This is a genomic window from Xanthobacter sp. BG11Y11_SDJG (genome assembly GCF_057364445.1).
Genome location: NZ_JBNFNU010000013.1, coordinates 15,561 through 27,932, shown reverse-complemented (window position 1 = coordinate 27,932; position 12,372 = coordinate 15,561). Strand labels below are relative to the sequence as shown.

16 protein-coding genes are annotated in these 12,372 nt (G+C 69.3%); 5 read left to right on the top strand and 11 right to left on the bottom strand.

Translation table 11 applies throughout. From position 1 onward, the window contains the following. Positions 1 to 26: 26 nt before the first annotated feature. The 9 genes from AC2W7M_RS03195 to AC2W7M_RS03155 form a co-directional block, all read right to left on the bottom strand. A complete protein-coding gene (locus tag AC2W7M_RS03195; protein ID WP_486130007.1) occupies positions 27 to 452 on the bottom strand; it encodes a LodA/GoxA family CTQ-dependent oxidase in 426 nt (141 codons plus the stop codon). A gap of 146 nt (positions 453 to 598) precedes the next feature. Further along, a complete protein-coding gene (locus tag AC2W7M_RS03190) occupies positions 599 to 1,765 on the bottom strand; it encodes a M20/M25/M40 family metallo-hydrolase (RefSeq protein WP_486130005.1) in 1,167 nt (388 codons plus the stop codon). Beyond that, complete coding sequence (locus tag AC2W7M_RS03185; protein ID WP_486130003.1) at positions 1,759 to 2,232, bottom strand: M20/M25/M40 family metallo-hydrolase; 474 nt, start codon at positions 2,230 to 2,232, stop codon at positions 1,759 to 1,761. Before AC2W7M_RS03185 ends, AC2W7M_RS03190 begins: the two co-directional genes overlap by 7 nt. After that, positions 2,130 to 2,390, bottom strand: coding sequence for a hypothetical protein (locus AC2W7M_RS03180; protein WP_486130009.1), 261 nt, complete (start codon positions 2,388 to 2,390; stop codon positions 2,130 to 2,132). The genes AC2W7M_RS03185 and AC2W7M_RS03180 overlap by 103 nt, the downstream gene beginning before the upstream one ends. Continuing rightward, the gene (locus AC2W7M_RS03175) at positions 2,273 to 3,271 is read right to left on the bottom strand and encodes a hydantoinase/carbamoylase family amidase (RefSeq protein ID WP_486130001.1); all 999 of its coding nucleotides are present in this window, start codon (positions 3,269 to 3,271) and stop codon (positions 2,273 to 2,275) included. Before AC2W7M_RS03175 ends, AC2W7M_RS03180 begins: the two co-directional genes overlap by 118 nt. Before the next feature lie 10 nt (positions 3,272 to 3,281). Further along, on the bottom strand, positions 3,282 to 4,010 hold the full coding sequence (locus AC2W7M_RS03170) for an amino acid ABC transporter ATP-binding protein (RefSeq protein ID WP_486129999.1): 729 nt from the start codon (positions 4,008 to 4,010) through the stop codon (positions 3,282 to 3,284). After that, on the bottom strand, positions 3,997 to 4,647 hold the full coding sequence (locus AC2W7M_RS03165) for an amino acid ABC transporter permease (protein WP_486129997.1): 651 nt from the start codon (positions 4,645 to 4,647) through the stop codon (positions 3,997 to 3,999). Before AC2W7M_RS03165 ends, AC2W7M_RS03170 begins: the two co-directional genes overlap by 14 nt. Before the next feature lie 3 nt (positions 4,648 to 4,650). Beyond that, positions 4,651 to 5,313, bottom strand: a complete 663-nt coding sequence (locus tag AC2W7M_RS03160; protein ID WP_486129995.1) for an amino acid ABC transporter permease — start codon at positions 5,311 to 5,313, stop codon at positions 4,651 to 4,653. Between the two features lie 46 nt (positions 5,314 to 5,359). Next, complete coding sequence (locus tag AC2W7M_RS03155; protein WP_486129993.1) at positions 5,360 to 6,157, bottom strand: transporter substrate-binding domain-containing protein; 798 nt, start codon at positions 6,155 to 6,157, stop codon at positions 5,360 to 5,362. 151 nt (positions 6,158 to 6,308) lie between these two features. Here AC2W7M_RS03155 and AC2W7M_RS03150 point away from each other — a divergent pair, with 151 nt between their 5' ends. After that, complete coding sequence (locus AC2W7M_RS03150) at positions 6,309 to 7,202, top strand: LysR substrate-binding domain-containing protein (RefSeq protein WP_486129991.1); 894 nt, start codon at positions 6,309 to 6,311, stop codon at positions 7,200 to 7,202. A gap of 4 nt (positions 7,203 to 7,206) precedes the next feature. On the opposite strand, the gene AC2W7M_RS03145 is transcribed toward AC2W7M_RS03150, so the two are convergent. Next, positions 7,207 to 8,307, bottom strand: coding sequence for an NAD(P)/FAD-dependent oxidoreductase (locus tag AC2W7M_RS03145; protein ID WP_486129990.1), 1,101 nt, complete (start codon positions 8,305 to 8,307; stop codon positions 7,207 to 7,209). A gap of 95 nt (positions 8,308 to 8,402) precedes the next feature. Beyond that, on the bottom strand, positions 8,403 to 9,404 hold the full coding sequence (locus tag AC2W7M_RS03140; protein WP_486129988.1) for a formamidase: 1,002 nt from the start codon (positions 9,402 to 9,404) through the stop codon (positions 8,403 to 8,405). A gap of 260 nt (positions 9,405 to 9,664) precedes the next feature. Between AC2W7M_RS03140 and AC2W7M_RS03135 the strand changes: the two genes are divergently transcribed. From AC2W7M_RS03135 to AC2W7M_RS03120, 4 genes are read left to right on the top strand one after another with little or no spacing between them, the layout of a single operon-like run. Beyond that, entirely contained in the window at positions 9,665 to 11,038 is a 1,374-nt protein-coding gene (locus tag AC2W7M_RS03135; protein WP_486129986.1) for a CmpA/NrtA family ABC transporter substrate-binding protein, read from the top strand. 11 nt (positions 11,039 to 11,049) lie between these two features. Beyond that, a complete protein-coding gene (locus tag AC2W7M_RS03130; protein WP_121623839.1) occupies positions 11,050 to 11,379 on the top strand; it encodes an SH3-like domain-containing protein in 330 nt (109 codons plus the stop codon). After that, entirely contained in the window at positions 11,376 to 11,678 is a 303-nt protein-coding gene (locus AC2W7M_RS03125) for an SH3-like domain-containing protein (RefSeq protein ID WP_486129983.1), read from the top strand. Before AC2W7M_RS03130 ends, AC2W7M_RS03125 begins: the two co-directional genes overlap by 4 nt. 21 nt (positions 11,679 to 11,699) lie before the next feature. Beyond that, a complete protein-coding gene (locus AC2W7M_RS03120; RefSeq protein WP_486129981.1) occupies positions 11,700 to 12,365 on the top strand; it encodes a nitrile hydratase subunit alpha in 666 nt (221 codons plus the stop codon). Positions 12,366 to 12,372: the final 7 nt, after the last annotated feature.

Below are 12,372 nucleotides of genomic sequence, written 5' to 3'. Positions count from 1 at the left end.
GACGATGGCGAGCGAGGCGCGGTCGGTCACGGCGCCGTTGCGGCGGTCGGCCGCGGGGCGCCGGGCAAATCGAAGGCGATGTCGGCGTCGTACCAGAGCGCCTTGGTATTGGCGACCGCCACCGACCAGGTGATCTCGGCCTCCTTCGCGGTTAGCTCGGCCACCACGCGCCCCTGGGCGTCATAGCCGTAGAGGCGGAAGCGCGCCGCCTGCTTGGCCATGGCGCCGGCTTGGTCCTTGAAGGGGCCGCGCGGCAGCCCGCCGGGAATCTCGGGGCCGAAGAAGAAGGCGTCGTCGCTGTTGCCGACGCGCGCGATGCCGATGGCGGGATGGATCGCGACCCTTTGGATGCGCTTGAGGTCGGCGGGCGTCGCCGCCCGTGCCATACCGGCTCCGGAAACGCCCACCGCAAGCCCCGCCACGAACGCGCGGCGCGAAAGCAACGCACCCATATCACCACCCCCTTGCCGCGTCCGGCGCGGCCGCCAGGCCATGGCGCGCGCCGGACGGGGGGAAGCTAGTGCACTTTGCCCGCACCTTGAAACCCGAAAGAAATCTCATGCCGCCCGGATGGCCGGCTCCGGGCGGGCAGGGCGCCTCAGCCGGGCGCCAGCAGGTCCGCGAGGGCCAGCGCCACCACCTTTGTCGCCTTGTGGAGGTCGTCGAGCTTCAGCTTCTCGTCGGCGCGGTGGCCGTTGGCCTCCAGCAGCGTGCGCGGCCCCGCGCCATAGAGCACGGTGGGGATGCCCGCCGCCGAATAGAGGCGGGCGTCGGTGTAGATTGGCACGCCCTTGGTGCCCACCGGATCCGGCATGACGCCTTGCGCCGCCGCCTGGATGGCTGCGACGAGGCGCTCCTGACCCGGCATCGGCACGAACGGCGTGGCGAGCAGGATGCGCGTGAGCCGGCAGGAGATGCCGGGCAGGCCGGCGACGGCGTCGGTGATGGTCTCGCAGAGCTGCGCCTCGGCCGCGCCCGCATCTTCCTCCGGAGTGATGCGGCGGTCGATGCGCAGGGTCACCGTGTCCGGCACCACGTTGGTGTTGATGCCGCCGGAGATCAGCCCCACCGTCAGCCCCGGCGCGCCTATGCCGGGGACCGCCGAGGGTTGCGCCTTGAGGCGGTGGCGCAGGCGGTAGATCGCCGCCAGCACGGCGGTCGCCGCCTCCAGCGCGTCGGCGCCGGTGTCCGGCATGGCGGCATGCGCCGAGCGGCCGAGAATCTCCGCCTGAAGATGCAGGCAGCCATTATGGGCGGTGACGATGTCGTAGGCGAAGCCCGCGGAGACCACGTAATCCGGCTTGGTGATGCCCTCCTCCAGCAGCCAGCCGGGGCCGAGCAGCCCGCCGATCTCCTCGTCATAGGTGAAGTGCAGCTCCACCGTGCCGGCAAAGCGCGCGCCGGCCCGCGCCGCCGCCTTGAGCGCCAGGAGCGCATAGGCATAGGTGGCGAAATCGGATTTGGAGACGGCGACGCCGCGCCCGTACATCACCCCGTCGCGCACTTCGGCGCCGTAGGGGTCGACGCTCCAGCCGAGGCCGGGCGGCACCACGTCGCCATGGGCGTTGAGCGCCACCACCGGCCCGTCGCCGAAGCGCTCGCGGATCACCAGATTGGTCACGCTCTCCATGCCGCCCGCGCGCACCCGCGCCTGCGGCACCTTGTGGTGCTCCACCGTAAAGCCGAGCGCCTCCAGAAGCTGCGCCGCCCGCGCCGCATGGGGAGCGCAGTCGCCGGGCGGATTGTCCGAGGGCACCTTCACCAATGCGGCGAGGAAGTCCGTCTCGGCCGCCTGCGCCCCGTCGAGGAAGGCCAGGATGTCCCGCCGAACGCTCGTGGGGGGCAGGGGCGGGGGAAGGGGTGGTCATGGCTTCCTCGGGTTGGCGTGGCCCGGAGGCGACCGGCGCGGCACCGGCCGGCTTTCGGCTCGGACTTCGGTGCGCCCTTGTGGGCGGACCTGGCCGCCGGCGCCGGCGCGGGCTCCGCATCCGGGGCGGTGAAGTTCTCCATGGCACAGAGCAGCACCCGCGCGCCAGCCGCCACGTCCTTCTCGTCCACATGCTCGCGCGGATTGTGGCTGATCCCACCCTTGCAGCGCACGAACAGCATGGCGATGTCGGTGAGGTCGATCATCGCCATGCCGTCATGCCCGGCCCCGCTCGGCAGCTCCAGCACGCGCGCGCCGGTGGCGGCGATGGCGCGCCGAGCTGGGCGCGCAGCCAGGGCGCGCACCGGGCGGTGCCGTTCTCGTGGGTCTTGGTGATGCGCGCCTTCAGCTTGCGGCGGGAGGCGATCTCGTCGATCGCGTCGACCACGTCGGAAACGGTCTCGCGGCGCTGGGCGTCGTCGGGGGCGCGGATGTCGATGGAGAAGCGCGCGCGGCCGGGGATGACGTTGGCGGCGCCCGGCTCGGCGGTGATCTGGCCCACCGTGCCCACGAGCCGACGCCGGCGCGGCACAGCGCCTCCACCGCCAGCACGCATTCGGCGGCGCCGGCAAGCGCGTCGCGCCGCAGCGCCATGGGCACCGTGCCGGCATGGCCCGCCACCCCGTTCAGCTCCACGAGGAAGCGGCTCGCCCCGCTGATGGCGGTGACGACGCCGACGGCGAGGTCCTCCGCCTCCAGCACCGGCCCCTGCTCGATGTGCAGCTCCAGATAAGCGAGCACCTCCTCGCGCCGGCGCGCAGCGCGGCGGATGCGGCGCGGGTCGAGGCCGAACGCTTCCAGCGCGGCGCGGGCGGTGATGCCGTCGGCGTCCTTCGCCTCCAGCGCGCCCTCGTCGAAGGTGCCGGCCACCGCCCGGCTGCCGAGCAGAGTGGAGGAGAAGCGCGTGCCCTCCTCGTCGGCAAAGGCGACCACCTCCAGCGCGTAGGGCAGGCGCACCCCGCGCCGGGCGATCTCGGCCACGCACGCGATGGCGGTGACGACGCCGAGCGGGCCGTCCCATTTGCCGGCATCGCGCACGGTGTCGTAGTGCGAGCCCACCATGAGGGCGGGCAGGCCCTGCGTTTCGCCCTCGTAGCGGCCGATCACGTTGCCGATCTCGTCCATGCGGGCTTGCATGCCGGCCTCCTCCATCCAGGCGACGAGGAGCTTGGCGGCGCGGGCGTGCTCGGGCGAGAAGGCGACGCGGGTGAGCGCGCCTTCGGTCTCCGACACCTGCGCCAGTTCGTCGATCCGGCGGACGATGCGCGTTGCCATCGCCGCCGCCACCTTGGCCGGGACGGCCGGCTGCGCGCGCTCCATGGTCGCGTCCTCTTCCCGTGTCATTGGTTTCGCCTCAGTGGATGCCGCCGACGAACTGGGCGAGTTCGGGCGTGCCGGGATTGGCGAACAGCGCCTTGGGGTCGCCCTCCTCGTGCACCAGCCCGTGGTGCATGAAGACGAGCTTGGTGCCGACGTCGCGGGCGAAGCGCATCTCGTGGGTGACGAGGATCAGCGTCATGCCCTCGCTCGCGAGCTGCTCCACCACCTTGAGCACCTCGTTCACCAGCTCCGGATCGAGGGCGGAGGTGATCTCGTCGCACAGGAGCACGGTGGGCCGCATGGCGAGCGAGCGGGCGATGGCGACGCGCTGCTGCTGGCCGCCGGAGAGCTGGCTCGGATAGGCGTCGAACTTGCCGGCGAGGCCGACCTTCTCCAGGAGCGCCTCGGCGACCACGCGCGCCTCGCCCTTCTGCTCCTTCGCCACCACGGTGGGCGCGAGCATGATGTTCTCGCCCGCCGTGAGGTGCGGGAACAGGTTGAACTGCTGGAACACCATGCCCACGTGGCGGCGCAGGGTTCTGAGGTCGGTCTTGCCGTCGCCCACCGCCATGCCGTCCACCGCGATGGAGCCGGACTGGAAGGTCTCCAGGCCGTTGATGCAGCGCAGGAGCGTCGACTTGCCGGACCCCGAGCGGCCGATGATGGCGACCACGTCGCCGCGCTTGATGTCGAGCGAGACGCCCTTCAGGACCTCGTTGGCGCCATAGCTCTTGCGCACGTCCCTGATGCTAACGAGCGACATTGAGGCGGCCCTCCAGACGTTTGGAATACCAGGACAAGGGGAAGCACAAGGCGAAGTAGATCAGCGCCACCAGCGTGTAGACGAGGAACGGGCGGAAGGTGGCGTTGTTGAGCATGGTGCCGGCCTTGGTCAGCTCCACGAAGCCGATCACCGAGGCGAGCGCCGTGCCCTTGATGACCTGCACCGAGAAGCCGACGGTCGGGGCGACGGCGATGCGCAGCGCCTGGGGCAGGATCACGTGGCGCATCTGCTCGGTGTAGGTCATGGCGAGGCTCTCGGAGGCCTCCCACTGGCCTTTCGGGATCGCCTCCACGCAGCCGCGCCAGATCTCGGCGAGGAAGGCGGAGGTCCAGAAGGTCAGCGCCAGCGAGGCGGCGACCCAGGGGCTCACCTCCACGCCCAGCAGGGCGACGCCGAAGAAGAACAGGAACAGCTGCATCAGCAGCGGCGTGCCCTGGAACAGCTCGATGTAGCCGATGGTCACGGTGCGCAGCGCACGGCTGTGCGAGACGCGGGCGAACAGGACGATGAGACCCACCACCCCGCCCAGCACGAAGGCGATGAGCGACAGCAGGATGGTCCAGCGCGTGGCGAGGAGCAGGTTCTCCAGGATTACGCCGAAGGTGAATTCAAGCATGGCTCACCCCTTCGGAAACACGGCGCGGGCGATGCCGCGCAGGAGGGCCCGCAGGGCGATGGCGAGCGCGAGATAGATGCCCGTCACCACCAGGTAGACCTCGAAGGCTCGGAAGTTCCGCGACTGGATGTAGTTGGCGGCGTAGGTGAGGTCTTCCGCCGAGATCTGCGACACCACCGCCGAGCCCAGCATGACGATGACGATCTGCGACGACAGCGCCGGGTAGACCTTCATGAAGGCCTGCTTCAGCACGATGTGGCGGAAGATCTCCCACCGGCTCATGGCGAGCGAGGAGCCGGCCTCCAGATGTCCGTAAGGCACCGCCTGGATGCCGGCGCGGATGATCTCGGTGGAATAGGCGCCGAGATTGATGGTCATGGCGAGGAAGGCGGCTTCCGCCTCCCCCATCTTCACGCCGATGGCCGGCAGCCCGAAGAAGATGAAGAAGAGCTGCACGATGAACGGCGTGTTGCGGATCAGCTCCACATAGACGCTGACGCACGTTCCGGCCCATTTCGGCCCGAAGGTCCGCGCCCAGGCTCCGGTCGTGCCGACGAAGATGCCGGCGACGGTGGAGACCAGGGTGAGCACCACGGTGAAGAGGAGGCCGCGGGCGAGCACCTGCCAGTAGGGCAGGAGGTCGCCGAAGTTCATTTGGTAGAGCATGGCCTGCCCCCCGGGGCGCTATCTTGGCGCTGGCGCGGGGCGCGGCTCAGAAGGTCGCCGGCAGCGGCTGCTTCAGCCACTTCTGGGAGAGCTGCTCCAGCGTGCCGTCCGCCTTGGCCTTGGCGATGACCGCATTGACCTTGGCGAGCAGCGCCGGCTCGTCCTTGTTGAGGCCCACATAACAGGGGCTGTCCTTGATGACGAACTTCAGCTCCGGCTTCCTGGAGGCGCTCTTCTCAGCGATCACCGCGGCCACCGTGTTGCCGGTTGCAATCAGGTCCACCTGGCCGGAGATGAACGCGGAGATGGTGGCGTTGTTGTCCTCGTAGCGCTTGATGGTGGCGGAGGCGGGCGCGAGCTTGGTCAGCTCCTGCTCCTCGATGGCGCCGCGCGTTGCGCCCACCGTCTTGCCGGCGAGGGCCTCCGCATTGGCGAGCTTCTCGCCGGCGAGGCCGTAGACGCCGGAGAAGAACGGCGCGTAGGGCACCGAGAAGTCGATCACCTTCTCGCGCTCGGCATTCTTGCCGAGGCTGGAGATGACGAGGTCGACCTTCTTGGTCTGCAGATAGGGGATGCGGTTCGCGCTCGTCACCGGCACGATCTCCACCTTCACGCCCAGCGACTTGCCGATGTAGTTCGCCATGTCGATGTCGTAGCCCTGGGGCTTCAGGTCGAGCCCGGCCGAGCCGAAGGGGGCGAAGTCCTGCGGCACCGCGATCTTGATGACCTTGGCCTTCTCGATGTCGGCCAAAGCGTCGGCGGCGGCGGGGGCCAGCGGGGCGAAGACCGCGCCGGCGAGCGCGACGGCGGCGCGCCGAGGCGCAAGGCGTTTGAATTTGCTCATGGAAAGTTTTTCCTTATGGTGCCCGGTTCTGGAAGGGCGGTCTCGGTTATCCAGCAAGAGCGATGCCAGATGCCCGGCCGTTGGGATCAGAGTTGCGCGGATGCAGGGATACGTCCAATATATCGTTGGACTAGATTGATCTGGATTTCATATGGATCTGCGGCAGCTCCGCTATTTCGCCGCCGTGGCGGAGGAATTGTCCTTCACCCGCGCTGCCGAGCGGCTCCACATCTCCCAGCCGCCGCTCTCCCAGCAGATCGCGCAGCTCGAGGCGGAGCTGGACACGCGGCTCTTCATCCGCACCAGCCGGCGCGTGGAGCTGACCGCAGCCGGTCTCGAGCTGAAGGTCCAGGCGCGCGCTTTGCTCGACCAGGCGGAGCGCGCCCGCCAGCAGGTGCGGGCGATCGGCGCCGGCCGCTCGGGAAAAGATCGAGATCGGCGCCACCGGCACCATCCTGCGCGGCGGCCTGGCGCGCTGGCTCGCCGCCTATCGCCGCGAGGCGCCGCAGTGCGCACGGTGATCTACGAACAGGCGCCCGCGCTCCAGGTGAAGGGCGTTCTGGAGCACCGCACCGACATCAGCTTCAACCGCTCTGTGGCCGACCACGCCGACCTGGAGAGTACGCTCGCCTGGCACGAGGGCATCTCGGTGATCCTGCCGAAGCGCCATCGCCTCGCGCGCCGCCGCGAGGTGGCGCTCACCGACCTCGCCGAAGACGAGCACGTGATGCTGCATCCCGATTCATCGGAGTTCGCGCGCTATCTCGGCCGCAGCTGCGTCGAGGCGGGGTTCCTGCCGAAGGTCTCGCAGCAGGTGGTGGACAGCCAGTCGATCCCGAGCCTGATCGCCTCCGGCTTCGGGGTCTCGCTGGTGCCTGCCTCCACCGAGGCCTTCACCAGTGCCGACGTGGTGTTCCGGCCGGTGGTGCCGAAGCTGGTGGCCGACGTCTACATGATCTACCGCCGCCACGAGCCCTCGCCCGCCGTGCACGAATTCCTGCGCTGGCGCCGCGCCATGGCGGCGGCGGAAGGGGCCGCATCCTGAGGCCTCAGGCCTGAAGGGCCGCCACCTCATCGCCGATGGCGAGCGCGCTGGTCAGGCCCGGAGATTCGATGCCGAACAGGTTGACGAGGCCCGCCACCCCGTGGGCCTCGTGCCCCTGGATCAGGAAGTCCGGCGCGCCGCCGCCGGGGCCGGGAATCTTCGGGCGGATGCCGCTATAGCCGGGAACGAGGTCGTCGGCCTCGATCTGCGGCCAGTAGCGGCGGATCGAGGCCAGCATGGAGCCGCGCCGCGCGGGGTCGACCTCGTAGCGGCGCGCGCTCACCCATTCCACGTCCGGCCCGAAGCGGCCCTGGCCGGCGAGATCGAGCGTCAGGTGGGTGCCGAGCCCGCCCGGCTCGGGCACCGGATAGATCAGGTGGCGGAACGGCACCTTGCGGGTGCAGGAGAAGTAGTTGCCCTTCGCCAGCGTCTGCTCCGGCACCTTTGCCTGCGGCATGCCGTCGATGGCGGCGGCGACGGCGGGCGCATCGAGGCCGGCGGCGTTCACCAGCACGCGGCAGCCGAGCGTCATCGGCGCGGGGCCGCCGGTGCGCACCCTGAGGCCGCCCGTGACCGGCTCGGCCCCAACGAAGGGCGCGGACAGGGCCAGCATGCCGCCGGCCGCCTCCATGTCGCCCAGCAGCGCCAGCATGTAGCCATGGGAATCGACGATGCCGGTGGAGGGCGAGAGCAGCGCCGCATGCACCGACAGCGCCGGCTCAAGCGCCCGCGCCTCGGCGCCGTCCAGGAGGCGCAGGTCGCTGACGCCGCAGGCGGCGGCGTTGGCGGCCAGCTTCTCCAGGTAGCCGACCTCCTCGGCATTCGCCGCCACGATCAGCTTGCCGAGCCGGCGATGGGCCACGCCGTGGCTGGCGCAGAACGCGTAGAGCGCCTCGCGCCCCTTCACGCACAGCTTCGCCTTCAGGCTGCCCGGCGGGTAGTAGATGCCGGCATGGATCACCTCGGAATTGCGCGAGGAGATGCCGGTGCCGATGGCGTCCGCCGCCTCGATCACCACCACCTCGCGGCCCGCCATGGCCAGCGCCCGCGCCACCGCCAGCCCCACCACGCCGGCCCCCACCACCAAGCAATCGACCTGATCCATCGTGTCCACACGCCCGCATCGCCGCCCCGCATTCCCACGGCAGGGCGCGGCAACCTACATGCGATCCCGCCGGGCGCGAAGCCGGGGCCGCGCCCTCAGGCGCCGCCGCCATAGAGGCGCGTCGGCGCCGGGAAGCCGCAGGGCGTGCCGTCGGTGACGCGGACCTCGTCCTCCCAGGGCAGGCGGTATTTTCCGGCCACCATGTCCTGCATGAAGGTGTAGGGGCAGTCCTGCGCGCCGCCCTTCACCGCCACATAGCCGCGGTGGCCGAGCTGGTAGATGTTGTTCTCCACGCCCCAGACGCGCCGCGCCTCGCGCACCAGATCCGGGCGCACCTCGGCGGTGATGATCTCGTCGGCCCGCCCGGTCTCGCCGTGGGCGAGGATGGTGCCGTCGAAGTTCACGATCATGCCTTCGCCCATGGAATCGAACGAGCCGTCCGAGCCGCACATGCACACGTTCGCCGTCACCATCAGGTTCTGGAACGCGTTCGCCTGGTTGGTGAAGCGCCAGGAGGCGCGGATCGGCGCGGTGTAGCCGGCGGTGCGGATCATGATCTCCGCGCCCTTGTAGGCGCATTCGCGCGCCATCTCCGGGAACATGCCGTCATGGCAGATGATGAGCGCGATCTTCGCCCCCTTCGGTCCGTCGATGACGGGGATGCCGAAATTGCCCGGCTCCCACGGCTCCACCGGCACCCAGGGATGGAGCTTCCTGTAGTTCAGGCGGATCTCGCCCTGATCGTCGATGATGAGGCCGGTATTGTAGGGCATCCCGCCGGGGTTCAGCTCCATGATGGAGAAGCAGCCCCAGATCTTGTTGTCGATGCAGGCCTGCCTGAAGGCCGCCACCTCTGGCCCGTCCACCCGGCACATGATTTCGGGGTTGGTGTCCATGGAGAGGCCGTGCAGCGCATACTCCGGGAAGACCACGAGATCCATGGTGCCGAGATTGCGGCGCGCCTTGGCCACCATGGCGACGATCTTCTGCGTCTGCGCCTCGAGGTCGGCCGGAGTGACGACGTTCGGCAGCTGAAGCTGGACCATGCCCAGCACGACGCCGTGGTCCGACTTGTTCAATCCGCCGAGTCCGTTCATGGCGATCTCCATAGTCTATCCGCCGGAGCGCTTCGCGTTCGGGCCTGTGGATCGCAGATAAAATGCGCGCAATCTCAAATGTCAGACAGATTAAAATGTAAGCTTTTGCGCGCTCATGATCGAAGCGCTCCTATTTAAACGCGCGATAAGTGAGACTTATTTAGGTCGATATTTCCGCGGCTCCGGTCGGATCGGGCGTCGTGGCACGCCGGTTGCAGATCGGATGGTCGTTCCGTGGCCTGCCGAGGGGATGCCAGATCATGACCGAGGACCATCGACCGCGCCGCCTCCGCCCCGATTGCGCCTGCGGCTGCCGCGGCGCCATGGGCCAGCATCGCGACACGCTCGGCCCGGCCATGGGCGCGGATGCCTACGAGGGCACGGAGAATTACGTGGATCGGGTGGTGGAGACGGCGGTGCTCAACGCCATGATCCCCAACCCGGTGCAGCGCCGCGCCTTCCTCCAGTCGGTAGGAGCGGCGACGGCGCTCGCGGCGATCGGCCAGCTGTTCCCGCTCGGCACCGCCAAGGCCATCGCCCAGGAATCAGGAAAGCCGGAGAAGACCAAGCTCAATATCGGCTACGTGCCGATCACCTGCACCGTCCCGCTGCTGCTCGCCCACGCCATGGGCGAATACGGCAAGGAGGGGCTGGAGAGCGTGACGCTGGCGCGCACGCCCGGCTGGGCGATCGTGCGCGACAAGCTCGCGGCGACCGAGTTCGATGCCACCCACCTGGTGCTCGCCATGCCGCTCACCATGACCATGGGCGTCGGCGGCCCGGCCATGCGCACCTACGTCTCTTCGGTGCAGAACGTGAACGGCAATGCCATCACGCTGCACGTCAAGCACAAGGACCGGCGCGATCCGAAGGACTGGAAAGGCTTCAAGTTCGGCATCCCGCACCAGCATTCCATGCACGCCATGCTGCTGCGCTACTATCTCGCCGAGCACGGCCTCGACCCCGACAAGGACGTGGAGCTGCGCGTGTTCCCGCCGCCGGATTCGGTGGCGAACATGGCGGCCGGCAATCTCGACGGCATGCTGTTCGCCGAGCCGTGGGGCCAGCGGGCGGTGTTCGAGGGCGTCGGCTTCCTGCACCTGCTGACGCGCGACATCTTCATGGACCATCCCTGCTGCGTGGTCTCGGTCACCGACAAGTTCATCTCCGAGGCGCCCAACAGCTACGGCGCCATGTTCCGCGCCGTGGTGCGGGCGACGGAATTCGCCGACAAACAGGAGAACCGCAAGAAGGTGGCCGAGCTGCTCGCCCCCGCCGCCTATCTCAACCAGCCGCAGACGGTGCTGGAGCAGGTGCTGGTGGGCCGCTACGCCGACGGCCTCGGCCAGGTGGTGAGCGAGCCCAACCGCATCGGCTTCAAGCCCTTCCCCTACACCTCCACCGCGGTCTGGCTGCTCACCCAGCTGCGCCGCTGGGACATGGTGCCGAAGGACGTGGACTACCAGGGCGTCGCCCAGCAGGTGTTCCTCGCCACCGACGCCGCCAAGCGCATGAAGGACATGGGGTTCGCCGCGCCGGCCTCGGCGTCGGTCAAGCACACCATCCTCGGCAAGGTGTTCGATCCGTCCCAGCCCCAGGCCTACGTGGACAGCTTCGCCATCCGGCGCGCGTGAGGGAGACCAGGATGACCCGCGGATACCACGATATCGGCGGCGCCAGCGCCGGCGAGATCCCCATCGTCGAACTGCCCTGGCTGCAGTGGGAGAAGCAGGTGGAGGCGATCCGCAACGTGCTCGGCGACGGCACCCGGCGCATGATGTCGCTGGACGAGCTCAGGCGCGGCTTCGAATCCTTCGGCGAGGAGAAGTACCGGTCCTATTCCTTCTACCGCCGGCGCCTCGAGGCGATGCTCGACATCCTGATCGAGAAGGGCGTGTTCACGCGCGAGGAATACGAGGCCGCGGTGGCCGAGGCGCGGGCGCAGTGGGAGCCGGCGCCCGAATGCGCCCCATGAAGCCGCGCTTCGATGCGGGCGACAGGGTGCGCGTGCTCGACCTCGGCAAGCCGGGCCATGTGCGCACGCCCTTCTATGTGCGCCATCACGTGGGCACGGTGCTGCACCGCGCCGGCATGTTCCTCAATCCCGAAGACCTCGCGATCGGCCGGGTGTGCGGCCCCGTGGTGCCGCTCTACCGGGTCGGCTTCGCGATGACCGAGCTGTGGCCCGACTATGACGGCCCCGCTGGCGACATGGTCGCCATCGAGATCTACGACCACTGGCTGGCCGCCGCCGAGCCGCCGCCGGCCCCCTGACCAGACGGGAGACAGGCACCAATGACCCACGACGGTCACGAGCACGACCATGAGCATGGGCACGACCACGATCACGGCCACGCGCCCCACGAGCCGCTGGTGGTGGAGGACGAGGCCGGCAACATCGAGGGGCAGATAAGGGTCGCCGCGCTGCAGGCGCTGCTGGTGGCGCGCAATCTTGTGGCGCCCCAGGAGGTGCGGCGGGAGATCGAGCGCATCGAGGCGCCCGGCGTGCATCTCGGCGCGAAGATCGTCGCCCGCGCCTGGACCGACGCGGCCTACAAGGCGCGCCTGCTGGAAAACGGCAAGTCGGCCGCGGCGGAACTGGGCATCGGCGTCGGCGAGGCGCAACTGATCGTGGTGGAGAATGACGGCGCCACGCACAATCTCGTCTGCTGCACCCTGTGCTCATGCTATCCGCGCTCGATCCTTGGCCAGCCGCCGGCTTGGTACATCAGCAAGGCCTACCGGGCGCGGGTGGTGCGCGAGCCGCGCGCGGTGCTGAGGGAGTTCGGGCTGGAACTGCCTGCTGCGACGCGGGTGGTGGTGCACGATTCCAACGCCGACATGCGGTATCTGGTGCTGCCGGAGCGGCCGGCCGGCACCGCGGGCATGGGCGAGGAGGACCTCGCCGCCCTGGTGACGCGCGACTGCATGATCGGCGTCGCGGTGCTGGCGGCCGCCTGAGGCCCGC